Here is a 25,397-nt window from a genome sequence, read left to right as displayed (position 1 = left end):
CATCCGGGCCGCGGTTCCCCAGGGAACCGCGGCCCTTTTCTTTTGTGGGTGGGTGAGTAGGGACCCGTGCCCACTGTTCACAGGGAGGCACTACAGTGTCGGGCACTTTCTTCCGTGGGCCCTGCACTGGTGGGCCGGAGTCTTCATGCGGTTCCCCCGCGCCCTTTCGCTGCTGCTCGCCCTGCTGCTGACCGCGTGTCCTGGCTCAACGCCCGTCGCTCCGCTCGTTCCCTTCACGGACGCGGGGACGGACTCCACGGACGGGGGGGACTCCTCCCTCACCCTGTCCACCGAGGCGCTCCCGGCCGCCACCGTCGCCCAGCCCTACCGCGCCACCCTGGCCGCTTCCGGCGGCTCCCCCGCGTACTCGTGGCACCTCGTCGAGGGCGCCCTGCCCGTGGGCCTGACGTTCTCCAGCTCGGGCGAAATCGCCGGCACTCCCTCCGCCCCGGGCACGGTCTCCTTCACCGTCGAGGTCCGTGACTCGGCCGGACGGTCCGCTCGTGGAACGCTTGGCATTGAAGTCCTCGGTGCTGGCTTTGACTTCATCACCTCGGCGCTTCCGGATGCGTATCTCGGCAGCGAGTACACCTCTCTGCTCGCCGCTTCCGGCGGCACGCTCCCCTATACCTGGGTGCTGGCCAGCGGCTCACTGCCCTCGGGCGTGCGGCTGGGCGCGAATGGTCGCTTCTCCGGTGCACCCGTGGGCGCCGGCACCTTCGCCTTCACCCTCCGCGTCCAGGACGCCTCCGGCCTCTCCGCCCAGCGCGACTTCACGCTCTCCGTCTTCGCGCCTCCGGCCTTCTCCAGCACCTCGCTCGACCTCGCCGTCGTTGGCGTGCCCTACTCGGCCTCCCTGCACGCCACGGGCGGCCGGGCCCCGCTCTCCCTCCGCATCGCCTCGGGCTCGCTGCCCTCGGGGCTCCGGCTGGAGGGCAGCTCCGTGCTCGGCACTCCCACCGCCGCGGGCGCCGCGTTCTTCACCGTCGAGGTCCAGGACGTCAACGACCGCAGCGCCTCCGCATCCTTCCTGCTCACCGTCCGGGACGGGCTCACCGTCACTCCCACCACCCTGCCAGACGCGTACACCGATGCCGCCTATGGACACGGGCTCTCCGCCGCGGGCGGACAGCCTCCATACACCTGGGCGCTCACGGAGGGCTCCGTGCCCGCCGGACTCCGGCTCCTCGACTCGGGCGCGCTCGACGGCACTTCGTCCACCGTCGGCACCACCGCCTTCACCGTGCGCGTCACCGACGCCGAGCTCGACACCGATACGCGCGAGGTGTCTCTCACCACGTATGCACCGCCCTCGCTCGCCGCCGTGTCCGCGCAGAGCGTCTACGCCGGTGCCAACGTCGTGCTCCCCTTCTCTCCCTCCGGTGGCAAGGCGCCCCTGCGCTTCACCGCTTCGGGACAGCTTCCACCGGGACTCACGCTCGCAGAGGAAGGGCTCCTCCATGGCAGCCCCACCCAGGCAGGACTCTTCGCGTTCGACGTCATCGCGCGTGACGCCAACGGCCGCTCCGTGGCGCGCTCCGTCTCCTTCACCGTCCACGCGCCTCCCTCCATCACCACCACCTCGCTTCCGGATGGAGACCCGGGCCTGCCCTACAGCACCCGCCTCTCCGTCTCGGGCGGCCGGAGCCCGCTCACCTGGTCCCTCGCCTCCGGCACCCCTCCCTCGGGGCTGCTCCTGGCCTCGGATGGCACGCTGAGCGGGACTCCCTCCGCCATCGGCGCTGCCTCCTTCACCGTTCGCGTCACCGATGGCGGCGGCAGGACGGACAGCCGCCTCCTGTCGCTCACCATCTACGGGCCGCCCACCGTCACCACCACCTCGCTTCCCGATGCGTACGTGGGCCTGTCCTATGTCGGCAGCCTCACCGCCACCGGCGGACGCGCGCCGCACTCCTGGTCCATCGACTCGGGCACACTGCCTCCGGGCCTTGCCCTGGTGTCTGGCGGCAATACCCTCGCCGGTACTCCCGGGGCCAGCGCTGCGTCCTCGTCGTTCACGGTCCGCGTCACCGACAGCGGCGGGCGCACCTCCACCCGCGCGCTCTCCCTCGCGGTGTATCGGCCGCCTGTCCTCTCGGGCCCGGCGCTCCAGCTCGAGGGCTATGTGTCCGAGCCCTTCAGCGCCACGTACGTCGTCACCGGCGGGAAAGCGCCCTACTCCTTCTTCACGCCGGAGGTCCTGCCCGCGTGGCTGACACTCTCCGGCAGCGGCCAGCTCTCCGGGCTGCCTCCGTCCACGGGCACGACTTCCGGGCAGGTCATCGTCTCCGACGCCAATGGCCGCACCCACTCGCGGAGCTTCTCGCTCTCCACGTACACGTACCCCTCCATCACCGCCAACCCGCTTCCCGAGGCCCGCAGCGGCGAGCCCTACTCCACCTCGCTGCTCGCCTCCGGCGGCAAGCCTCCGCTGCTCTGGAGCGTCGCCTCGGGCTCGCTCCCCTCGGGGCTCACCCTGTCGTCCTCGGGAAACCTCAGCGGCACGCCTGACAGCGGCACCACGTCCTTCACCGCGCGCGTCTCCGACGCCAATGGCCGCATCGGCGAGCGCACCTTCACGCTGCCCGTCTACGTGCCTCCTCGCGTGACGACGGCCTCGCTCCCCGACGCCTTCCTCGGTCAGCCCTACAGCGCCTCGCTCTCCGCCACTGGCGGACGGGCCCCGCTGTCCTGGAGCCACACGGGCTCACTGCCCGCGGGGCTGTCGCTGTCCTCCTCGGGCGTCTTCTCCGGGACTCCCACGGCGACTGGTTCCGCGAGCTTCACCGTCACCGTCCGCGATGCCGAGACACGTCAGGACTCTCGCGTCCTGTCGCTCAACGTGCGCAGCGCGAGCGCCCCGCTCACCGTGGGCCACTGGAACCTCGAGTGGTTCGGCGCGGCCAACCAGGGGCCTCCGAACTCCACCTCCGATGGCGGCACCAGCGATGACCTGCAGATTGCCTACGCGCGCGACATCCTCGGCGACGCGGGGGTCAACGTGTGGGGACTCGTGGAGATGGTGGACTCCCAGGACTTCGCCACCCTCAAGGCCCAGCTTCCCGGCTACAGCGGCTTCCTCGCCAATGACGTGTCCTTCGTCCCCGGCGGCTCGTCCTGGTACAGCAACGGGGAGCAGAAGCCCGGCATCCTCTACGACAACTCCCTCACATTCCGCAGCGCCCAGCTCATCCTCACCGCCCAGGCCGCGGACTTCGGCGGACGGCCTCCCCTCCGCGTGGACTTCACCCTGCGCGTCCAGGGCGCGGATGTGTCACTCGTCGTCATCGTCCTCCACATGAAGGCGTTCGAGGACGAGGTCTCCTATGGCCAGCGGCAACGCGCCAGCGACGCGCTCAAGGACCACCTCGACACGCTCATGGCGTCCGAGCGCGTGCTCGTCATCGGCGATTGGAACGATGACGTCGACCGCTCCATCAGCCGTGGCGGTGATGGTAACTACCTGGCCAGCCCCTTCGAGTCCTTCGTGCTCGACTCCTCGCAGTACACCTTCATCACCCGGCCGCTGTCGCTCGCTGGTGAGCGCACCACCGTCAACTACCGCGAGGCCATCGACCACACGCTCGCCACCAACGAGCTGGCCGACAACTACCTGTCCGGCTCCGTCCGCGTGCTGCGCCCCGACAGCTGGATTCCCGACTACGGCAACGTCGTCAGCGACCACTACCCCGTCGTCAGCAAATATGACCTTGGCGGAGGCGGCGCGGGCCCCCTGCCCGCTCCGGACCTCCTCATCAACGAGGTGCTCGCCAACGAGCCCGCCGTCGATGGCGGCGTGGTGGACACCGATTACGAGTTCATCGAGGTGGTCAACATCGGCGCCACCCACGCGGACCTGTCCGGCTGGAGTCTGTGGGACTCGGCCGTCGTGCGACACGTCTTCCCCTCGGGAACGTCGCTGGCCGCGGGCCAGGCCTTCGTCGTCTTCGGCGGCCCCCGGGGCTTTCCGGTCGGCACGCCCAATACCCTGGCCGCCTCCACCGGACAGCTCGGGCTCAACAACGACTCCGACACGCCCAACCTCCGGGCTCCGGATGGCGGCGTCGTGGACTCGGTGAGCTACACCAGCACCGTGGACCGGGTGTCCATCAACCGGATGCCCGAGGCCGTACCGGATGCCGGCTTCGTCCTCCACACCGTGCTCAACTCGGGGCTCCTGTCATCACCGGGCCGGCGCGCGGATGGCGGCACCTTCTGAGGTGGGGCTTGCAGGGGCCGCTGACCCCGGCGCGTGGGTGAAGGCAGCCGGCGCGAGCGTCCTCCCGGCTCAGCGGAGCGGCGCGGACGAACCACCCTCCGGCGCGCGGCCCTGGCGGGGACGGGTGCTCAAGTCAGGGAGGAGCTCCGGCTCTGGCAGCACCTCCACCTGGTGCGCCACCCAGCCTCCCGGGCCTTCCTCGTAGCTCACGCGAACCTCGTCGCCCTGGTACAGCGCGCGCAGGCTCACGGAGTCGCCGTTCTTCAAGAGCCGCGTGCGCGGAGTCACCTCGAGGTCTCGCTCCTCTCCGCTAGCGTCGAGGAGGAGCAGCTCATCGTCTCCGACCCAGGACACGCGGCCCTGCACGCTCTGGGTCTGCTCGGGACGCCCCGAGCCTCCCTGCCCCGGTGGCTCTGGCGGCACCGCCTCCGGCACCGAAGCGGTGGGCCCCTTCAGCGCTTCCGGGTCCGGCGCCTGCTCCTTCGACGCCATGAGGTTCCGCAGCACCTCGGAGCGCCCTTCCCGCTCGCCCGCCGAGGGACCTACCGGCGCAGGGCCCTGCTCGCGACAACCGAGGCACAGGCTTCCCACCACGAGTGCCAGGAACGTCCAGCCGCGTGCGCCTGTCATCGTCTCGTGCCCTCCCGCCCGTGGAGAAGAAGTGCTCCCTCCCCATCAACATGCGGACGGTGCAGGCGCCCGAGAACCCATGCGCCCCCGACCGGGAGGTGGAGCAGGCGGGCAGCGGAGGACAGGCCCCCTGCTCCGCAGGCAGAACACGGAGGGGTGGGCCCGCGGTGGACTACTTCGCGGCCTCGATGAGGAAGATGAGCGTCACCTTCGCCTGCACCGTCTGCTCCTCGGGCTGGATGGGTGTCGTCGTCGCGCGGGCATCCGCCATCTCCGCCATGGCGAAGTTCGCCGGGTACAGCCTCGGCGGCTCCGTCACCGTGCTCGCGTCCAGCACCGCGCCGAGCTTCACGTTCAGCGCCGCCGCCAGCACCTCCGCCGACTTGCGCGCTCGCGCCACCGCCTGCCGGAGCGCCTCGCCCTGCACCGCGTCCTGACGGCTCAGCCCGAAGCGCACCTGGTCCACCCGGTTCGCTCCCGCCGCCAACGCCTGGTCGAGTAGGCTCCCCACTCGCGACAGCTCCGTCACGTGGACACTCACCACGTTGCTCACCCGGTAGCCCCGCAGCTTCGGCTCCGTCTCGTTGGGCGCCGGCGGCCCGTAGTCCGGATACACCGCGTAGTTGCGCGTCTGGATTTCCCGCCGCGCAATCCCCGCGGACGTCAGCGCCGCAATCACCTTCTCCATCCGCTTCGCGTTCTGCTCGCTCGCCGCCTTCGCGGTCGGCGCCAGCGTCTCCACCGCCAGGTCGATGAAGGCCTCGTCCGGCTGCGCCTTCACCTCGCCCGTGCCCTCCACGCGAATCGTCCGCGCCGTCGGGTCCACCTGCGGACGCGGCGCGGACACAGGCGCGGGCTGGGCCGCGGCCACCATGCCGGTGAGCAACAGCGCGGTGAGAATCCAGGGACGAACAGGTCGGGGGTGGAGCATGGCGCCTCCTCGGGCGAATCCAGAGCTACGGGGGTCGGGTTGCGACGTCCTTACCCCCTGGGACGGCGAGGACCCCCGCAGCATTCATTCCGCTGTTCAGGGGCCGCTCGCCTTCCTCTCGCCGGCCTCTCGCACCTCAGGCACTCCGGCCCGGCAGTGTCACGGGCTCGCCGCGTCGCCACCCGCTTCGTACGCCGGAGTGCCCTGCCGCGGGCTCGGGCGGAGCCCGGCCACCGAGCGAACCTTGGTCGTCGCCTTCCGGCGCGCGGCCCGCAGCGCATCCCGGCCGATGTCCATCACCGCCGACACCGCGCCCGCCACCAGGTTGCCAGGAGGCGTGTCCGGCGCCGCCGGGTGCGGCCGCGTCGGCGCCGCCTTCTTCGCCATCTCCAGCACGTCCGCCATCGTCCGCAGCTCCTGCGGCCGGAAGGCCTTCTTCACCGCCGGGAACAGCTCGGTCTCCTCCTCCAGCACGTGCGCGCGCACGTTCTCCATCAGCACGTGCACCTTCGCATCGAAGCGCTCCGCCTCCGGCGGCATCGCGTCCAGCTCCGCCAGCACCAGCTTCACCACATGGTGCTCCTCCAGCGCGTTCAGCACGTCGTCGCCCAGCTCCTCCGCGCGCGCACGCACCGCCGGGTAGAAGACCTGCTCCTCGATGGCGGCATGCACGGACAGCTCGTGCACCAGCTGGTCCACCAGCTTCCGCTTCAGCTTGTGGGCGTTGGGGCCCGCCTTCTCGTACTTGCGAAAGAGCTGCTCCACCGTCTTGTGGTCCGTCTTCAGCAACGCGATGGCATCCATGAATTCACCTCCCTGAGGTCGTGGGGCCGCGCACTCGCCGCTCCCGAGCCCGTGGCTCCTGGCGCAGCGCGGCACGTCCTCCATGGTGGGGACGGCCCCAACCGGATGCTGGAGGGGCTCGGGAATGGCTCGCTGCCCCGCACGCCCGGCAGGCAGCCGTGCGTCCCCGGCTTCAGTCACCCATCGGCCCGCGGTGCCGATCGCCCTGCCCCGCCGGGAGGCCCCGGTGTCGCGGCACCGTGACGAAGTCACCTCCGAGTTGCGGAGGAGGCGGGGTTTTCACTCCATTTCACGAGCCTCCGCGAGGTTGCGCCAACTTGAAGCCGACAGACACCCTGTACTCCGGTGCAATCACCGGCCGGCCGGCTGCTGCCCAATGTCCGGGCCAATGTCACCGGGATGGGGGCGTCCTGCCGGCGGCGAGCAAGGGGAAGGGGAACCACCATGGTGAATGACACCCTGCGTGTTCGGGTCGCGAGCATCAACCGCGAGGCCGAGGACATCTTGTCGTACGAGCTGGTCTCCGAGGAGGGCGGCGCCCTGCCCGCGTTCGAGGCCGGGGCCCACCTGCAGGTCCGCGTGCCGGGCCCGGGGGACTACGTCCGCTCGTACTCGCTCTGCAACGACCCGGAGGAGACGCACCGCTACGTCATCGCCGTGCACCGCGATGACAAGGGCCGCGGCGGCTCGCGCGCCATGCACGAGCGCGTGCACGTGGGTGACGTGCTGGAAGTCGGCCCGCCCAACAACAACTTCCCCCTGCTGTTCGCGCGCAGCTACGTGCTGGTGGCGGGCGGCATCGGCATCACCCCCATGCTGGCCATGGTGCGGCTGCTCGAGCGCACCGGCGCGAACTACACGCTGCACTACTGCTCGCGCACGCCCGAGCGCACCGCCTTCCGCGAGCTGCTCTCCGCCGCGCCCTTCGCGGACCGCGTGCACTTCTACTTCGACGGCGGAGACCCGACGAAGGGTCTGGACGTGAAGGCGCTGCTGGCCACGCGGGGTCCCGGCGCACGGCTCTACTGCTGCGGCCCCGGGGGACTGATGAAGGTGGTGCGCGATGCCGCCACCCACCACCGGTGGCCCTGGGAGAAGGTGCACTTCGAGTCCTTCACCGCCGAGGGCACCAACGCCGCCACCGGCCTGGAGGACACCGACTTCGAGGTGACCCTTCGCAGCACCGGCCAGGTGCTCAAGGTGCCCGCCGGCCAGTCCGTGCTCAACGTGCTCCGCCGCAACGGGGTGCGCGTGGCCAGCGATTGCGAGGCCGGCTCGTGCGGAACCTGTCTCACCCGCGTCTGCGACGGCCAGCCCGAGCACCGGGACACCTTCTTCCAGCAGGAGCCCGCGGGCGACAAGCGCATGCTCGTCTGCGTGTCTCGCGCCCGCTCCAAGCGGCTCGTGCTGGACTTGTAGCCGCTCGGGCCCCCGAGTCCGGAACCCGGGGCCCGGTGACTATGCGGCCCGCTCGGAGGCCGCGCGGCGCACGCGGGCCACCTCGGCGCGGATCAGCGTGCGCAGTGCCTCCGGGTCGAAGGGCTTCTCCACCCGGGGGTTCTCCACCCGGTCCAGGAACGTGCGTGCCGCCGGGGTGAAGGCCCCTCCGGTGATGAAGACCACCCGCTCCGCCACCCTTGGTGCCGACTTCTGGAGCGCCTCGAACAGGTCCATGCCGGTCATCTCCGGCATCATCAGGTCGCAGAGCACCACGTCGTAGCGCAGCTCCGGCGCGCTCAGCTGCGCCAGCGCCTGCCGTGCGCTCACCAGCACCTCGACGTCGTTCTCGCGCGACAGCGTGCGGCGGATGGCTCCGCTCACCAGCGCATCGTCGTCCACCACCAGCACCCGTCCACGCACGGGCACCGTGCTCTCGTCGTGCGCCTGCGCACCGGCTTCCTCTCCGAGTGCCTGCGGCTTCGCGGCAGGGGTGCTGGCTTCAACGGCCCGGGACGGCTCGCTGGCTTGAGCCGCCACGGCCACGGGGGCAGCCACGGGCGCCTGGCTTCTCGACGTGAGCTGCGATGGGCCCGGGCTGCCAGGTGGAACGAACGTTCCTTCCGGCTCCCGGGGCGGCGCCCGGCCCTCCGTGCTGCTCGCTGGAACGAACGTTCCTTCCGGGCTTCGCGGGGCAGACCTCGCCTCCGCACTGCTCGCCGGAACGAACGTTCCTTCCGGACCTCGCGGGGCCACCCCTGCTTCCAGGCCACCCGTTGGAACGGCGGTGACCGGCAGGCCGACCCGCGCCCCATCCGCCTGCGAGCGGGACGCCACGCCCGGAGGTACCGCCTCCGGGTGCAACGCCGCCGGACCCGACGTGCGCGCCGTCTCCGCACCCGGGAGCACCGCGCCACCCCGCTCATTCACCGGTATCGCGGGCGTCGACATGGATATCCGGCCCGTGCCCTGTGGCTGCACGGTAGGCGTCGACATGGATATCCGGCCCGTGCCCTGTGGCTGCACGGTGGGCGTCGACATGGATATCCGGCCCGTGCCCTGTGGCTGCACGGTGGGCGTCGACATGGATATCCGGCCCGTGCCCTGTGGCTGCACGGCGGGCGTCGACATCAAATCGCGCGCCGGGCCCCACTCCTGCACCGTGGGCATCGGCCTCGGCTCGCGGGTGCCTCCCTGGGCCTGCACTGCCCCGGGCTCGCGCGGGCCACGCCACTCCTGCGTGGGCAGCGCGGGCATGGCCCCCGACTCACGGGCCGCGCGCTTCAGCGTCACGCGGAACACCGCGCCCTGCCCCGGCTCGCTCTCCACGGTGATGTTGCCGCCCATCGCCGTCACGTACGCATGGCACAGCGACAGCCCCAGCCCCGTGCCCACGCCCAGCGGCTTCGTCGTGTAGAACGGGTCGAAGATGCGCGCGAGCGACTCCGGCGAAATGCCGACGCCCGTGTCGCGCACCTCCGCCACCACCATTCCATCCGGCGCCACGCGCGTGACGAGCCGGACCTCGTTCTGCTCCGCCCGGCCCTCCGGCAGCGCCTGCGCCGCGTTGATGAGCAGGTTGAGGAACACCTGCGCCAGCCGCGCCTCGTTGCCCTCCACCCTCGGCACGTCGCCGTAGTCCTTCACCAGCTTCGCGCGCGGACGCAGCTCGGCCATCGCAATCTTCGCCGCCGAGTCCAGCACCGCGTGCAGCTCCACCGGCCCCTGCTTCTCGTCGTCCGGCCGCGAGAAGGTCTTCAAGTCCCGGACGATGCGCCGCACCCGGTCCGCCCCGTGCAACGCCTCGCGCAGCGCCTGACTCACCTCACGCAGCCTCGGCCCCGCGCCCCGCACGTCCGTCAGCTCGCGCGAGAGCAGGTCCGCCTCCTCGCTCGCGTGCTCCAGGTTGGACACGATGTACGCCAGCGGGTTGTTGATTTCGTGCCCCACCCCCGCCGCGAGCTGCCCCACCGCCGCCATCCTCCCCGCCTGGACGAGCTGCGCCTGCGTCTGCCGCAGCGTGCGCATGTGCGATTCCAGCTCCTCGTTCGCCCGCGCCAGCGCCCGCGTCCGGTCCTGCACCCGCTCCGCCAGCCACCGCTCGCGCGCCTTCAACTGCCCCACGCGCAGCAGGTACGCACTCATGCCCAGCAACCCCAGCCCCAGCACGAACAGCAGCCACACGCCCGTGCGCTGCCAGAGCTTCGGCTCCAGCACCACCTCCAGCGTCACCGGCGAAGACCACGAGCCGTCGCGGGCCTCCGCCTCTACCTCGAAGGTGTAGGTGCCCGGACGAAGCCCCGTGTACGTGGCCATCCGCACTTCCGTGTTCACCCAGCCGTCGTCATGGCCCTTCAGCCGGTAGCGGAAGGGCAGCCGCGCCGCGTCCACCGGCGCGAAGGCCGTGAAGCGGATTTCCAGCCGCGAGCCTCCCGGCGGCAGCTCCACCCGGCCCTCCACCGGCACCGGCTGCCCCTGCACCCGTATCTCTTCAATCCGCACCTCGGGCGACTGGCGGCTGGCGCGCACCCGCACCGGGTCCACCACAATCGCGCCGCTGAAGTTGGCGAACCACAGCCGCCCGTCCTTCGCCCGCCAGCCGGAAGGCTGCGTGTTGCCGTTGCACTCCGCGCTGCGCATGCCGTCGCGCTGGTCGAAGTGCACGGGCTTCAGGCGCGGGTGCTCGGGGTCGCCCCGGGCCACGGCGTCCAGTTCGCGCCGCGACACGCGGGACACGCCCTTGTTGCTGCTCATCCACAGGTGCCCGTCGGCGTCCGGCACCAGGCTGAACACCGCGTCGTCGTGCAGCCCCTGCTGCACCGTGAAGCGGGCCCACGTGTCGTCGCGCCACCGCCCCAGCCCCGTCTCCGTGCCCACCCACACCGTGCCGTCCTCGTCCATCAGCAGCGCCAGCACCAGGTCTCCGGGCAGCCCGTCCTTCTGCGTGAAGCGGCGCAGGCCCTTCTTGTCCTCCTCCCAGCGCAGCAGCCCCGTCTCCGTGCCGAACCACACCCGGCCCTTCGGGTCCTCGGCCATGACGATGATGGGATGGGTGATGCCCTGCTTCGGGCCGTACACGGTGGCGACACCGTCGCGCAGGTGAATCAGGGTCGTCTGCGTCCCCAGCCACGCATCGCCTCGCGAGTCCACCAGGAGGGCCGTCACCACCTCCTGGGGCCCGCCCTGCTCGCGCGACATCCGGGTGAAGCGCGTGCCGTCATGCCGGTACACGCCACTGCCGGTGGCCACCCACAGCGTCCCGTCGGGGGCCTCGTGCATCGCGGGGATGACCTTCTCCGGCAGCCCCTCTTCCGCGCCTACCGGGCGGAAGGTGCCTTGCTCCAGCCGGTACAGCCCGGCACCCACCGTGCCCACCCACAGCGTGCCGCGCCGGTCCTCCATCACCGCGCTGACCGTCCCCTCCTGGCCCAGCCCCTCCTGCAGCCCGTAGGTGGAGAAGGGCCCGTCGCGCAGGCGGAACAGCCCCGAGTACGTGCCCACCCAGAGGTGCCCGTCCCGGTCCTCCAGCAGGGACAGGACCTCGGCCTCCATCAGCCCCGTGCCGGGCACCGGCGGACTGAAGCCCTCCGCGTTGTGCCGCACCAGGCCGCCGCGACGCATGCCCACCCACAGGTTGCCCTGGAGGTCCGTGTACAGCGCGGTGACGTATGCCGCCGGCAGCCCATCCTCCGTCGAGTAGCGCCGGGCGAGCGTCCCATTCCAGGAGATGAGGCCCACGGGCGTCGCCACCCACAGCAGGCCCGCGGAGTCCCGGCTCAGCGCCATCACCTCCGGCCGGGGCGTCGGTCCCGGAATGGCGAAGGGGCTCGGCTCCACCTCTCCGTCCGTCACCCGCGCCAGCCCCGCCTTCGTGCCCACCCACAGCGCGCCGCCCTCGCCGTGCGTCAGCGCGGTGACGTACGGGTTCGGCAGGCCGTTCTCCATGGTGTACTGGCGCGTCGCCCCGCCGCCGCTCAGCGGCACCTGCCACAGGCCGATGGACGAGCCGACCCACAGCACGCCCTCGCCCACCAGCAACCGCTCCACCTTCGGTCCGTCCAGCGGCGCCGCCGCGCCCGGGGCCCGCTCGAAGCGGCCGTCGCGGTACGCCACCAGGCCGCTCTCGGTGCCCACCCACAGCGTGCCCGACGCGTCCTCCGCGAGCGCCTTGATGGTGTGGTTGCGCAGCGCCGGCGTGTTGCGCTTGTCGAAGACGAGGAAGCGCGCCCCGTCGAAGCGCACCAGCCCCTCCCACGTGCCCAGCCACAGGTAGCCGTCGCGCGTCTGCGCCATCGACAGCAGGCTGTTCTGCGGAAGCCCGTCGTCACTGCGCCAGGAGTCCTGGCTGAACTGCGAGACGCGGCGCGACGGGTCCAGGGCCATGCCCGGCCTCGCCAGGACGAGTCCCGCGAGGAAAAAAAGCCCGACGAGCCGGCGCCACCCGGCCCGGCTTCTGTACCCCGGCGTGTGCATGTCCCCCCCAGTGTCCGGCAGAACCGGCCATGAGGACAAACACGGTATGTTTCACCCAGGGTGGAACGTTGAGTGGTACAGCCTTGGCGGCAGCGGCGGGGAGCGACCTCCATCCCCGGAATGCCCCCCAACCTCTCCCGCCGCTGCCGCCTCGTCCGCCACCACCCACCACGTCGGGAGCGTCCCCCCGACTCCCTCTGGCCATGGCCACCGCGCTTCCAGTCACGAGGCCCGGGTGGTGACGGAGGCCTCGCCGCATCGCGCTGGGCTGAAGATGAGAGCCGTGCCCCGCCGACGCCACTGCGGGAAGGCGACACGAGGCATGTCCCGCGGTCGAACCTGGCGAGTCACAAGGCGCCCGTCGTCTCGCTCACCCGGGGCTGCCTCCATGGGCAGGCCTCCCGTCGAGGGCGGGAGGGTGGGCCCTTGCAGGCCCTCCGGCATCGGCCCCGGGTCCCATGGGACGCTCGGGTGCGGGGCGAGGCCGGAGCGGCGGCGCACCCGCCGCGCTCCACCAAGGCCCCGCCAGGGTGCGGGGGCGTCAGCGCGAAGCGCGCGCGGCGAACGGAGGGGATGTTCCCCGCACGTCACGCGTGAAGGTCCGTTCAACCCGACCGGGCCGGCCGGTCTATGCTGCCGCTCCCGAAAAGAGGGTGGATGAGCGACGGGGTGTTGTTCTCGACGGACTCGGTGACCCCCGAGTCCCGGTACCAGTGGAACCTCTGGCTGGCGGACCTGCTGGACCTGACGACGGCGGCCCTGGTGGGCTGGGCCGCGCTGCGAGCGCTGGAGGTGGAGCGCACGCCGGGACTGCTGCTGCTCGCCATGGCGCTGGCGTGGCTCGTCGCTTCCGTGGTGGGCGCGCTCACCGGCCGGACGCTGTGGCGTCAGGTGGCCGGCGTGAGGCTGGTTCGGGGCGAGCAAGCACCAGGCCTGCCCGTCGGACTGGCGCGCGCCTTCACCGCGCCGCTGGAGCTGCTGATGACGGCGGTGCTGCATCGGCGGCCCCTGGACCACAAGCTGGGCGTGCACGCCGAGCCGGTGAAGCCGGGCGCGGGCCCGCGGCTGAAGGGCGTGGCCGCGCAGCTCCCGTGGCTGGCGGTGCTGGCCGGAGCCCTGTGGCTGCTCGTCACGCCCACGAAGGTGGAGACGCTGGACTACCTGGGGAAGACGCTGACCGGCTGGCACTGCTGCCACGGCACAAGGGACATGACGTGGGGGTGCCAGCGCTCGCTGGACCGGGCGGTACGAAGCGCGCGCGGCGGCGACCCGGCGGTGCGGACGCTGGTGGCCGACTGCCCCGTGGCCGCGAAGCGCCTGGGGGAGTGAGGGAAGGGCCCGAGCGGGACGGGCGGGCCCTGGCGGAGGAGCCCGGCTACCTCAGCTCCACGACGAGCTCACCCTCGTTGCAGAAGACGCCCACCTTGCTGGAACCCACGTCGAACTTCACGTTCACCTTGAAACGATCCTTGTCGACCGAGCGCTCCTCGTGGGGCTGGACGTTGCCGAGCCAGGCCGCATAGCGCCCGTTCTTCACCACCGTGCACTGCGTCCACGGCGTGGTGCCCAGGTTGCGGACCTTGATGCCCGCGCCGGTGAGGCTCGCAAAGCCCGTCTGCCTCGACGCAGTGCCGTACAGGACCTTCTTTTCGGGCTTCACAGGCTCCTCGTCGGCCTGCTCCTCCTCCGTCTCCGTCCCGGTGTCCTCGGTCTTCCCGGGAGCGGCCGACAGGCGCCCCATCACGGGCACGTAGATATCACCCGAGGAGCCGAGGACCTCGTGGTCGAGATCCAGGTACACCCTGCCCTGGAACTTCTTCAGCAGCGCCTTGGGAAGCCCCTGCACCGTGGCCTGCCCGAGCACGGGACGCTGGCCATTCTTCGCAGACCCCAACACCTGCACCTCCATGCCCGGCCGCAGCCCCGCGCCCCGTCCCCGCTCGACGTAGTACTTCCCGTCCTCTTCGACCACCGGCAGCACCGCCGCAGGGGAGACATACTGGACCGTCGGCGCGGGAGCCGGCGCGGTGACGGGCTTCTTCTTCCCGGGCGCCTTCGCCGTAGCCGGGCGCGGGTCCTCCGTCGCCGCCGGCTTGTCGGGCGTCACGCTGCCCGCGACGACGCTGCCTGCGGACGGCACGGCCGCCGCCGCCGGAGTGCCCTGGCCACCGGCCGGCACCGCCGCCGTCTCCGTCGTGTTCGCCACCCCGGCGTCCGCCAGTGAAGTGCCCGGAGTCGCCGCCGCGACAGTCCCCGTCTCCGTGCCCGGAGTCCCCGTCGCGACAGTCCCCGTCTCCGTGCCCGGAGTCCCCGTCGCGGCAGTCCCCGTGACCACCGTGCCCGGCTTGTCGCCCGGCGCGCCCGTGACGGGAGCCTGGACGTCCTTCCCCGTGGCCACGGTGGCCCCAGGCGTGGTCGTCACGGGCGCCGGGCCCGCCGGCTGGCGGACGAACAGCGCGGTGACGGCGGCGGTGGCAATCACCAGCAACACGGCGATGGCGGCGTACAACCCCATGGGCCGCCGGCGGGCCGCGCGCTCCTCCAGCGCGGCCTCCGCGGCCTCCGCGGCATCCGCGGCATCCGCGTCCACCTCCACCGCCGGCACCGGGCGCGACGGCTTGCGCGCACCATGGCCACCACTGCCAGGGCGCGGGGCCAGCACGGCGCCGGAAGGCTGGCCGCCAGAAGGCTGGCCGCCGGAAGGCTGGCGCACCGAAGTGGCCCCGGTGTCCGTCTCCTCGTCCTCCGCGTAGACGGCATCGGGGCGGGCCACGCCGCCGGAGCGGGGCTTCGTCGGCTGAACGTCGCTCGCGGTGCGCACCACCGTGGAGCCGTAACCGGAAACGTCGCCCTCGGGCGCGGCGGGCTGCGGGCCGGTGCCGAACTGGCCCGTGCCGGTGCCCGGCGTGGGGGTGCGGTGGTGGCTGGAGGACGAGCTCACCTTGGAGACGAGCTTGCGCTGCGCGGCGAAGGCCTCAGGGCACAGCGTGCGGACGAACTGGCCCACCTCCTCGGCGCCTACCGCGGCGCCCGAGCGCACCAATTCCCCGTTGAGCGCGCGGGCCAGGTCATCCGAGCGCGCATAGCGCCCGTCCGGCTTCGCCTCCAGCGCGCGGCGCACGACGGCGTCCAGCGCGGCGTCCACGTCCGGCCGGGCCTCGTGCAGCGCGGGCACCACCGGCTGCGACATGGCGGCCATCATCTCCCCCACCGTCCCGTGGGGAATCAGCGAGCGGCCCGCGAGCATCTCCCACACCACCACGCCGCACGAGTAGATGTCGCTGCGGTGGTCCAGGGGCTCCGCGCGCACCTGCTCCGGGGACATGTACCCCAGCTTCCCCATCACCGTGGCCGGCAGCGTGTACTTGCTGCGCGCCGCGGACTTGGCGAGGCCGAAGTCGATGACCTTCACCTCGCCGTCGTACGACACCATGACGTTGTGCGGGGACACGTCGCGGTGGACGATGCCCAGCGGCGTGCCGTCCGGCCCCGTCTTGCGGTGCGCGTAGCCCAGCCCCTCGGCGATGCGCTGGCCGAGGAACAGCGCCACCGGCGCCGGCACCTGTACGCCCTGCGCCCGCGCCTGCTCCAGCAGGTACGCCAGGTCCACGCCGGCCACGTACTCCAGCGCCATGTAGTAGGTGCCGTCCGTCTCGCCCATGTCGTACACCTGGGCAATCGACGAGTGGACGAGGTGCACCAGCACCTTGGCCTCGTGATGGAACCGGTCCAGGAACTGCCGGTCCTTCAGCAGCGCTGGAAGAATCGTCTTGACGATGCACGGCTTCTCGAAGCCGGCCGCGCCGCTGATCTTCGCCAGGAAGACCTCGCCCATGCCGCCCTGGCCCAGGGGGTGGACGAGCTCGTAACGCCCGAGAAAGCGTGGGGACTCTGTAGGTGCGGTGCTCATGGCTTCTCCTGGCAGCGAAGCACCCGGCCCTGGGCGAATCAAGCAACCGACCGGACTTCCTCCCAATGGACACCTCTGACGACCTGAACAGAAAGGTCGTTCCCCGGGGAGGGTGTCAGACCCCCGAGGCACAACTGTCCGTGAAACGGCCAATACGTCCCGGGATTCAAGTCGTTGAGAGCTTCCACGAGTGAGTCACGGGCCCACCCCCTCGGACGGGATGTGCGCCCATGGGGGTAACGGAGGGGTGTGCCCTGGGGGCAACCAGGGTCGGAAGCGCCGGTTCCGGCCCCCAACACACGCGATGTGAACCCGCGCACCTCCCGACGCGGAGCCTCCCGCAAGCCGTTGCGGAGGCGGAAGGGGATGCACTCCCTCAGGGCATGCGCGCTCGGCTGGCAGGGAGCAGTCCTGCCTGAAGCGCGTGGGTGTCGCCAGGTGGCGGTGACGGAAGGAGTGGCTCATGAAGCGCTGGGGATTCGTCGGGCTCGTGGCGATGGTGGCATGCGCGCCGGAGAACACGTCGTACACGGACGCCCAGGGTGGCGCGTGCCCTGGTGTCTCGGCCGGAATGCTGGAGGCCGCACCCCAGGCCCTGGGGGACGTGCCGGGCGGACGGGACGCGGACGGGCGCGAGTCCTTCATCGTCCGGTACCGGGACGACGGGGTGTCGGCTGCCTCGCGCGTGCACCGGCTGGGCGGCCGGGTGACGGCCACCTACAGCAGCGTGCCCGCCGTGGCCGCGCGCCTGACGGAGCAGGAGCGCCACGAGCTGGCGAAAGACTCGCGCGTGGAGAGCATCGAACCGGACCAGGTGTGGCACTCGCTGGGGCCGTCGCGGCTGCCCGCCCTGGCCTTCGCGGGCGCGGCGACGCGGGGCAGCGTCTCCGGCGAGTACACCGACGGGGTGCGCCGGGTGCAGGCGAACGAGGTCTGGGACACGAACGGGGACGGCCTGCCGGAGCCGGAGCAGGCCACCGGCCGGGGCGTGAAGGTGTGCATCATCGACAGCGGCCTGGACCTCCAGCACCCGGAGCTGAAGGACGCGGTGGTGGCCGGGCGCGACTTCCTGGACGGTGACGACGCGCCGGGTGACGGCAGCCCCGGCGCGTGGGGCAGCGGCCATGGCACGCACGTGGCGGGCATCATCGCCGCGCGGCCGGGCGGGGGCGGACGGGGCGGCAACGTGCTGGTGTCGGGGCGCGGCGTGGTGGGCGTGGCGCCCGAGGCGCAGCTCGTCATCGCCCGGGTGCTGGACGTGCACGGCCGCACGCAGATGAGCCTGGTGCTGGAGGCGCTGGAGTACTGCGCGAGCCAGGGCGCGAAGGTGGCCTCGCTGTCGCTGGGTGGCGGCTTCGCGTCGCGCACCACGCTGCAGGCCTTCCGGGCCGCGTACGAGAGCGGAATGCTGGTGGTGGCCGCGTCGGGCAACGACGGCGGCAGGCTGGTGTCCTACCCCGCGTCGGACCCATCCGTGCTGTCGGTGGGCGCGGTGGACGCGCAGGACCGGCGGGCGGACTTCTCCGCTGGCGGCGACGGGCTGGCGCTGGTGGCCCCGGGCGTGGACGTGCTGTCCACCTTCCCCACCGGCCACGGCGCCTTCTCCACGCTGGACGTGCGCGACACGCAGCCGCTGTCGCGCTCGCTGCTGTACGGGCCGTCGGGCGCACAAAACCGCACGCTGGTGGACTGTGGCGGGGCGGAGACGAAGGACTCGTGCGCGGGCAGCACGTGCAACGGCTTCATCGCCTACGTGCGCCCCGGCCGCGTCCCCATCGACCAGGCCATGGTGAACGTGATGATGCAGGGGGCCACGGCCGTCATCTTCGTCAACGAGGTGACGGAGGGCGGCGTGGAAATCCTCTCACTGCCGCAGCGGGGCCACTGGGTGCCCGCCATCACCGTCAACCAGGCCGGCAGCACCGTGCTGCACGGGATGCTCACGTACAGCGTGCGCGTCAAGGTGGAGCCGACGGACTACGCGTACATGTCCGGCACCTCCATGGCCACGCCGCACGTGAGCGCGGTGGCGGCGCTGCTGTTCAGCGCCCGCCCGTCCGCCACGCCGGGCCAGGTGAGGTCCGCCATGCTGACCACCGCGCTGGACCTGGGCACGGCGGGCTACGACGAGGGCTACGGCCACGGGCTGGTGCAGGCGAAGAAGGCGCTGGAGGCCCTGTCGAAGCTGCCGTGAGCGGTGACGCCCTCCGCAACCCGTCCCGCGGGGCGGGAAGGGCGGGCACAAGGAGCACCAGGGCCCCGGCGGCGGGACGTTGCCGGGACTTCTCGCGCGGGCCACGTTGCCTCTCGGACGAAGGAAAGGAGTCCGAGAGATGAAGGCACTCGTGTTCAGCGGCTTGTGCATGGCAGCCCTCTGGGGAGGTGTGGCGGGAGCCCAGGAGGACTACCCACCGCCCGGAATGGAGGTGGAGACGGTGGAGCTGGACACCCGGGAGAACCGGGCCGACACCGGCATCTACGCCCTGGTGGGCGGCGGCGCGGAGGCCTACACCGGGCAGCTCGCCCCCTCGGTCAACCCCGGCCTGTCCTACGGCGCCACCCTGGGCCTGCGGCCCTCGGGCTACTTCGGCGTCGAGCTGGGCTACAGCGGCGGGTTGAGTGACATCGACCCGGGCGGTGACGGCGGCATCTCCGACGGCGCGGACCTCATCCGCAACGGCGGCCAGGCCGTCGTCGTGGGCAGCTTCACCGACACCCGGCTGCAGCCCTACGTGCTCACCGGCATCGGCATCGAGACCTTCAACGTCCGGGACGACCTCCGGGGAGAGACTCTCGGCTTCAGCGACGACACCAGCGGCTATGTCCCGGCCGGCATCGGCATGCGCTACCAGGTGGGCAAGCTCATCACCGCCGACGCGCGCGCGAACTACAACATCCTGTTCGACCAGGACTTCGTCCCCACCACGCTCGACCCGGGCGTGGGCGACGGCCGCGTCTCGTTCCTGCTGTCGCTGGGTGGCACCTACTGAGCCCTGGAAGCGGGCGACCGGGCCGGGAGGACGCTATCAGTCTCCCCGGCCCGGGAAGGCTCAGGCCGGCCGGTCCACATGCATGCGCGCCGCGGCCCAGGTGCCCTGGAGCCACTTGGGGAGCTGGCCCTCGATTTTCTGGGCCTCCGCCTCGACGATTTGCGAGTGCAGCGCGGCGAACACGCCATGAAGGACGAGCCGCACGTTCTCCGGCTCGGCGTTCAGGTGGTTGGCGACCATGAGGTAGAAGTCGTCACGGTCCAGGGGCGCGGGCTCCTCGCCCCGGTGCCGGTGGCACGCATTCAGCAACTCCCTCACGTCCGGGGAGAGCTGGTCCCGGAGCTGCTGCACCAGGCCGCCGGACAACCGCTCCGACAGCGCACAGAACACCGCCTCCGCGGCCTGCTCGGCCTCGTAGTCCGGAAGCTGCGCCGACACCTTGTCCAGGAAGGACTTCCGGTCCGTCCCCACCCCCAGCCCCGACCAGGACTGGGTCTGATCCTGCTTCTGCATCGACATGCGCGTCTCCTCTCCTGGCTTCACCGTGGGGGCGCTCCGGGCGACTGGCAGCAGGCGGCAGGCCATCGTCCCGGCCGCATGCTCCTCGCCGCCGCGCTTCCCGCCCCGCTTCCCAGTTCCTGGACTCAGGTTCCAAGACTCCCGGAAATGGGACATGCCTGTTCATTCCCGGGACGACCGCGGCGCGTCATGTCTGTCTTTGATTGCACCGATGAAGCGCGCTGATTCCGTGACGCCCCGTGCGTCCGCAGGACGGACATGGCGTCGGGAACTGCTCGGAATTCCTGGAGAATTACCGAATCCCCGCGTCAGCGCGGTGAAACAAAAGAATCGGAATGAATTCCCATCGCAATTGTATCTGGCCCGCGCCGTAGGTCGCCTGCACGGCGGCCGAACCGCCAGCTCTTTCCCCCACGAAGTGAGGAATTCATGTATCGGATTGCCGTTGCCGCCCTCGTCCTTGCCGCCACCGGTTGCGCCACCATGGGTGGCGGTGGAAGCCGCGAGGGCAATGCCACCGTGGCCGGCGTGGTGCGCCTGCCCCAGAGCGGCATGCAGACCGGCGACGCCTGCGAGCAGCTGAAGGTGGTGGTGTCTCCGCCGAGCGCCCCGACGGACGCGCTGGGCCGGGCCATGGTGAAGCCGAGCCGCGGCGGCCGCTGCTCGTTCACCGTGTCGGGCCTGCCCAGCGAGCTGGACCTGCAGGTGGCACTGGCAGTGGACTCGGGCCTGAAGTGTGAGAGCGGGGCCGCGCCCACCGTCTCCCCGGCCCCGTCGGCGGTGAAGCTGCGCAGCTACGCCACGGTGAACCGGGACTTCGAGCTGAGCTGCGGCAGCTGAGGCGCCCCGGTGCTCGCGTCCCCTCCGCCGTCAAGGGGGGACGCGGGGATTGATTCGCGCCGGTGGGAACGCGAAGCTGACGGGCTCCAGTCCAGCGGTGGCGCGAAGCACCGGCCGAGCCGGGCCGCCGTGGACGTGAAGAAGGAAGACCTGTTGATGACCCCGTACCGCTTGCGCGCCGCCGCGCTCGCCCTGGCCCTGGGCGGGCTCGGGCTGGCATGTGATTCCGAGGAGGCGTTTCCCAACCTCGACGAGCTGGACCAGCTCCGCAGCCTGCACACCCTGCCGCGACAGCCGCCGAAGGACCTCACCAACCGGGTGGACGGAGTCGCACGGGCGGAGCAGCTGGGGGATTTGCTCTTCCATGACCCCGCGCTGTCGCGCTGTGGGACGGTGTCCTGCCAGAGCTGCCACGGCGGCGACGGCCGCACGGTGGACACGGCGACGGCGGAGGGCTGCGGCGGCAATCGCACGGTGCGCAACCCGCCCACCGTGCTGAACGTGGCCTACAGCCGCTGGTTCATGTGGGACGGGCGGGCGGACCGGCTCTGGTCTCAGGCCACGCTGCCGCTGACGAACCCGGTGGAGATGGACTCGGACGCGACGGTGGTGGCGGCGCGGCTGGACGACACCGAGTACCGCGGCGAGTACCAGGCCCTCTTCGGCAAGTGGCCGGAGGAGGAGCCGGGCCCCGTGCTGATGACCAACGTGGGCAAGGTGCTGGCGGCGTACGAGCGGACGCTGGTGCGCATCGACGCGCCCTTCGACGAGGACGTGAAGCGCTTCATCGCGGCGGCGGAGGCCGGACAGGCGGAGGAGGACCCGGCGTACCTGGGACTGAAGACCTTCGTGCGCAAGGGCCAGTGCGCCGTGTGCCACAAGAGCCCCTCGCTGAGCGATGACCTGTTCCACAACATCGGAGTGGAGGACACCGGGGACGGCTCCGGCGGGCAGTGGGCCGTGCTGGAGTCGCTGCTGGGCTGGGACTTCAACGCCGCGGGCCCGTACAGCGACGCGCCGTCGGGGACGGACGCCCGGAGGCTGAACACCCTGCGCACGCAGGCGAAGCAGGAGGAGCTGGACGGGGCCTTCCGCACGCCGTCGCTGCGCAACGTGGCGCTGACGGCGCCGTACATGCACACCGGAGCGCAGGCCACGCTGGAGGACGTCATCGACTTCTACAACGAAGGCGGAGACCCGGCGGGCTCGTTCGTGGGCAAGCGGACGGACACCATCGTCCCGCTGGACTTGTCGGACGAGGAGAAGCGGGCGCTGGTGGAGCTGCTGAAGTCGATGACGGGCGCGGCGCGCTGAGTCGGAGCGTGGTTGGAGTCCGGGGCTCCCGGTGAATGGGAGCCCCGTCGAGCCGCCGCCGCTCAGCGCACCAGGTGGAACGCCGTCTGGCGCTTCCAGGCCCAGTGCACCTTGCCCTCGGCGTCGATGGTGATGTCCTCCTCCTGCGCCGAGCGGACGGGCTGGCCGTTCCACTCCGGCACGGGGCTCGTCGCCTGGAGCTCGATGGAGTACCACATGTTGGGAATCACCTTGTGGTCGCCATTGCCGGGGACGCCTTCCTGACGGTCCCACAGGCCCACGAGCGGCCCGGCGCCGTGCCCGTGCAGGCCGATGGCGTGCGAGTAGATGGTGCCGTCGATGCCCTCGCCCTTCATCCGCTCGCGTGAGGCGCGAAGGATTTCGTTGCCCGTGCGGCCGGGGCGCAGCTCCTCGAAGACGATGTCCTGCAGGCGGTTGGACACCTTGAGCGCGGCCTTGAGGCCCTCGGGCACGTCCTTCTCGCCCTCGCGCAGCACGTAGCCCATGTGCTGGGTGTCGGTGTTCAGCCGCAGCGCGGTGATGCCGTAGTCGCAGTGGAGCACGTCGCCGCGCTGGATGACGGGGTCCTCGCCGAGCTGCGCCTCGGTGACGCCCTGGCGCTGCACGTCCACGGAGGGGTGGAACCACGTGTCCAGGCCGAGGTCCGCCAGCCGCTGCCGCATCCACCACTCCACGTCGCGGGTGCGGGTGACGCCGGGGGTGATGACGTCGCTGGAGAAGGCGCGCTCGATGATGTTCCAGGCGAGCTTCGTCACCTCCTCGTAGAAGCGGACCTCGTCGGCGGAGCGCCAGGCGATGAGGTCCACGGCGAGCCCCTCGGCGGGCTTGAAGCGCTTCACCCAGTCGGGGCCGAGCGCCTCGGCCATGCCCTCGTACTCGCCGTGGGTGAGGCCGTCGGCGAAGGCGAAGGTGCGCGACACGTTGATGCCGATGACCTTCGGCTTGCGCTCCTCCAGCACCTGCTTGAGGACCTGCCACTGCTCGGGGCCCCACAGCTCGGCCTCGCGATTCACGCCGCCGCCGTCGACCTGGCGCTGCGCGCGACGCGGGGTGAAGACGCCGCCCTGCGAGCCGCCGCCGAGGGCCAGCCGCTCCACGCCCTTCTCGTGGCCGCGGTCATGGAACACGTAGATGGTGCGGCGGCGGGCGGCGAAGGTGGTGGGGGCGGCCAGCGCGGTGAAGACGGGGTCCTCGTTGTACTCGCGCATGGGGACGACCCACAGCTCGATGCCGTACTGGCGCATGAGCTGCGGCAGGGCCTTTTCCATGCGCTCGTTGAGCCACGCCTGCTGGCGCTGGGCCTGCTCACGCAGGGTGCCGAAGGGGCGCTCGGGGGCGGGGGCACGGGTGGCAGTGACGGCCAGTGGCTCCGCCGGAGGCGCGGCGGGCGCGGTGGCACAGGCGGTGGAGAGGAGCAGCGGTGCGACGAGAAGGGTGCGGGTGCGCATGGGCGCGCAGTCTGTCACGCACGAGGGCGGGGCGCCGCTGCGATGCGTGCAGAGGTGTCGTGTCCCCACCGCACATCCCGGATGAACGACTTTCTCCTGGCTTCACACCTCACGGAGCCCCCGCGCAAGCCGCGTCTTCGACGCCGCACACCGCGCGCACCCGCGCTTCATCCGGAGGCCGCTGACAGTCGCTCTCGAGCGACGCCTCCAGCTCGTCGGTGCGGATGCGCATGCACTGTACGCATCCAGACTTCGCGCCAGCCACCGCGGCGTTGAGCTCCGGCTCCACCGCCGCGTACGCCGCGAGGACCTCCGCCACGCACTCCTCATACGGCACCGTGCTCCCGCCGCACCGCTCCGAGTACGTGCACATCACCGAGGCCGTGCGCTCCGCCACCTCGGTGTAGCTGACCTGCGCCTCCTCCGTGCCTCCACAGCCCGCGAGCAGCGCGCCCACCACCAGCACTTCCTTCAGCCGTCCCATGCCCGCATCTCACCCGGGCGCGGCGCCGCCGTCATCCGCGACGCCACATGCCCGCCCGCTCACTGCCCACGCACACCCTCCGCGCGGCACTCCCCCGCCCCGCAGACCTCGGCCCCACACGGCCCGCAGTCGAGCGCCCCACCACACCCGTCCGCCACCGGCCCGCACATGCCGTCACGCGCCGAGCACACCGCCGGCACGCAGTCACCCGGCACATACCGCTCGCTCACGGACAGCATCCCCTCCACCTCGTTCTCCCCGCCCATCACCAGCACCGCGCCATCCGGCAGCACCCCCGCGCCGGCCTTCCCGCGCGGCTCCCCCAACGCGGGCGCCGACACCCACCTCCCCGTCGCCGGGTCGAAGCGCTCCACCGACGCGAGCGCCCCTGTCGTGTAGTGCGCGCCGCCCAGCACCCACACCGCGCCGTCCGGCGTCACCACCGCCGCGTGGTGCTCGCGAGCCACCGCCGGCGCCGCCACCAGCGTCCACTCCCCCGTCTCCGGCGCATACACCTCCGCCGTGCCCGCCGCGCGCGCCGTCGTGCCGCCCACCACCAGCACGCGCCCGTCCGGCAGCAACGTCACCGTGTGCGCCAGCCGGTGCGTCCCCGCCGCGCCGCCCGCCAGCCCCGCCTTCTCCCAGTGGCCCGTCGTCGCGTCATACAGCTCCGCCTGCAGTCCGCTCACGAAGAGCGCCTTGCCGCTGGCCAGCACCACCGCCGTGCGCGCACCGCCACGCGCGAAGCCGGGCGCCTCCGCCGCGCTCCACGTGCCCGTCATCGGGTCGAACAGCTCCGCCGAGCGCAGCGGCCGCCGGTCCACGTCCGTGCCGCCCGCCACCAGCACGCGCCCGTCCCGCAGCAGCACCGCCGCCGGGTCATTGCGCGCCTCGGCCATGGGCCGCGCCTCCGCCCACGTGCCCGTCGCCGCGTCGTAGACCTCCGCGCTCGCGAGCGCGCCCAGCGCCACGCCATTCGTTCCGCCCACCACCAGCACGCGCCCGTCCGCCAGCCGCACCGCCGCGTGGTTGCGCCGCGCCGTGCGCAGGGCGCCCGTCACACGCCACGCGCCGGAGGCGGGCTCGAACAGCTCACAGCTCGCGAGCGTGCGGTGCCCGTCATGCCCACCCACGGCCAGCACGCGCCCGTCCTCCAGGGTGACGAAGGACAGCAGCTTGCGCGGCGCGGACAGCGTCAGCGGCTGTCCCACCGTGTTCGCGCCGCCCTCCTCAGCCCGGGGACCGGAGCTGCACGAGAACACCAGCACGAAGAGCGCCATGGTGACGCAGGATGTCGAGAACCGTCGCATGAGCCCACCTGGATGGCTGGTCGAAGAGAGCTCATGTACCCTGACGGTCTGACATTCCTGTTTTGTC

The 25,397-nt window shown here is 71.7% G+C and carries 16 protein-coding genes; 7 read left to right on the top strand and 9 right to left on the bottom strand.

Features of this window, described 5'->3' with window-relative positions; genetic code table 11:
• The first annotated feature begins 145 nt into the window (after positions 1 to 145).
• Entirely contained in the window at positions 146 to 4,219 is a 4,074-nt protein-coding gene (locus tag G4D85_RS14375; RefSeq protein ID WP_164012184.1) for a putative Ig domain-containing protein, read from the top strand.
• A gap of 69 nt (positions 4,220 to 4,288) precedes the next feature.
• Here the strand turns inward: G4D85_RS14375 and G4D85_RS14370 are convergent, their stop codons facing one another.
• The 3 genes from G4D85_RS14370 to G4D85_RS14360 form a co-directional block, all read right to left on the bottom strand.
• Positions 4,289 to 4,849 (bottom strand): hypothetical protein, encoded by a 561-nt coding sequence (locus G4D85_RS14370; protein ID WP_164012182.1) that lies wholly within the window; start codon positions 4,847 to 4,849, stop codon positions 4,289 to 4,291.
• A gap of 172 nt (positions 4,850 to 5,021) precedes the next feature.
• Positions 5,022 to 5,780 (bottom strand): SIMPL domain-containing protein, encoded by a 759-nt coding sequence (locus tag G4D85_RS14365; protein WP_164012180.1) that lies wholly within the window; start codon positions 5,778 to 5,780, stop codon positions 5,022 to 5,024.
• A 159-nt stretch (positions 5,781 to 5,939) separates the two neighbouring features.
• Entirely contained in the window at positions 5,940 to 6,584 is a 645-nt protein-coding gene (locus tag G4D85_RS14360; RefSeq protein ID WP_164012178.1) for a hemerythrin domain-containing protein, read from the bottom strand.
• Between the two features lie 444 nt (positions 6,585 to 7,028).
• On the opposite strand from G4D85_RS14360, the gene G4D85_RS14355 reads away from it, so the two are divergent.
• Complete coding sequence (locus G4D85_RS14355; RefSeq protein WP_240359262.1) at positions 7,029 to 8,003, top strand: PDR/VanB family oxidoreductase; 975 nt, start codon at positions 7,029 to 7,031, stop codon at positions 8,001 to 8,003.
• Between the two features lie 39 nt (positions 8,004 to 8,042).
• Here G4D85_RS14355 and G4D85_RS14350 read toward each other — a convergent pair whose 3' ends face one another.
• Positions 8,043 to 12,494 carry a two-component regulator propeller domain-containing protein gene (locus tag G4D85_RS14350; protein WP_205525548.1) on the bottom strand — a complete coding sequence of 1,484 codons (4,452 nt, stop codon included), beginning with the start codon at positions 12,492 to 12,494 and terminating at the stop codon, positions 8,043 to 8,045.
• Between the two features lie 657 nt (positions 12,495 to 13,151).
• On the opposite strand from G4D85_RS14350, the gene G4D85_RS14345 reads away from it, so the two are divergent.
• Positions 13,152 to 13,823, top strand: a complete 672-nt coding sequence (locus G4D85_RS14345; RefSeq protein ID WP_240359261.1) for a hypothetical protein — start codon at positions 13,152 to 13,154, stop codon at positions 13,821 to 13,823.
• Between the two features lie 46 nt (positions 13,824 to 13,869).
• Here G4D85_RS14345 and G4D85_RS14340 read toward each other — a convergent pair whose 3' ends face one another.
• On the bottom strand, positions 13,870 to 16,404 hold the full coding sequence (locus tag G4D85_RS14340; RefSeq protein ID WP_164012172.1) for a serine/threonine protein kinase: 2,535 nt from the start codon (positions 16,402 to 16,404) through the stop codon (positions 13,870 to 13,872).
• A gap of 463 nt (positions 16,405 to 16,867) precedes the next feature.
• Between G4D85_RS14340 and G4D85_RS14335 the strand changes: the two genes are divergently transcribed.
• A complete protein-coding gene (locus G4D85_RS14335) occupies positions 16,868 to 18,598 on the top strand; it encodes a S8 family serine peptidase (RefSeq protein ID WP_164012170.1) in 1,731 nt (576 codons plus the stop codon).
• 139 nt (positions 18,599 to 18,737) lie between these two features.
• Entirely contained in the window at positions 18,738 to 19,394 is a 657-nt protein-coding gene (locus G4D85_RS14330; RefSeq protein ID WP_164012168.1) for an outer membrane beta-barrel protein, read from the top strand.
• A gap of 60 nt (positions 19,395 to 19,454) precedes the next feature.
• Here the strand turns inward: G4D85_RS14330 and G4D85_RS14325 are convergent, their stop codons facing one another.
• Entirely contained in the window at positions 19,455 to 19,913 is a 459-nt protein-coding gene (locus G4D85_RS14325; protein WP_164012167.1) for a DUF2267 domain-containing protein, read from the bottom strand.
• A gap of 429 nt (positions 19,914 to 20,342) precedes the next feature.
• Between G4D85_RS14325 and G4D85_RS14320 the strand changes: the two genes are divergently transcribed.
• Together G4D85_RS14320 and G4D85_RS14315 are read left to right on the top strand one after the other, a co-directional pair.
• Positions 20,343 to 20,753 carry a hypothetical protein gene (locus G4D85_RS14320; protein WP_164012165.1) on the top strand — a complete coding sequence of 137 codons (411 nt, stop codon included), beginning with the start codon at positions 20,343 to 20,345 and terminating at the stop codon, positions 20,751 to 20,753.
• 156 nt (positions 20,754 to 20,909) lie between these two features.
• Positions 20,910 to 22,067 (top strand): cytochrome-c peroxidase, encoded by a 1,158-nt coding sequence (locus G4D85_RS14315; protein WP_164012755.1) that lies wholly within the window; start codon positions 20,910 to 20,912, stop codon positions 22,065 to 22,067.
• A gap of 62 nt (positions 22,068 to 22,129) precedes the next feature.
• Here G4D85_RS14315 and G4D85_RS14310 read toward each other — a convergent pair whose 3' ends face one another.
• From G4D85_RS14310 to G4D85_RS14300, 3 genes are all read right to left on the bottom strand, one after another.
• Entirely contained in the window at positions 22,130 to 23,536 is a 1,407-nt protein-coding gene (locus tag G4D85_RS14310) for a M24 family metallopeptidase (RefSeq protein WP_164012163.1), read from the bottom strand.
• Between the two features lie 109 nt (positions 23,537 to 23,645).
• Positions 23,646 to 24,020 (bottom strand): hypothetical protein, encoded by a 375-nt coding sequence (locus G4D85_RS14305; RefSeq protein ID WP_164012160.1) that lies wholly within the window; start codon positions 24,018 to 24,020, stop codon positions 23,646 to 23,648.
• Positions 24,021 to 24,079: 59 nt separating this feature from the next.
• Positions 24,080 to 25,330 carry a Kelch repeat-containing protein gene (locus G4D85_RS14300; RefSeq protein ID WP_164012158.1) on the bottom strand — a complete coding sequence of 417 codons (1,251 nt, stop codon included), beginning with the start codon at positions 25,328 to 25,330 and terminating at the stop codon, positions 24,080 to 24,082.
• Positions 25,331 to 25,397: the final 67 nt, after the last annotated feature.

Source organism: Pyxidicoccus trucidator, from assembly GCF_010894435.1.
Lineage (GTDB): Bacteria > Myxococcota > Myxococcia > Myxococcales > Myxococcaceae > Myxococcus > Myxococcus trucidator.
This window is presented reverse-complemented; position numbering and strand designations above follow the sequence as displayed.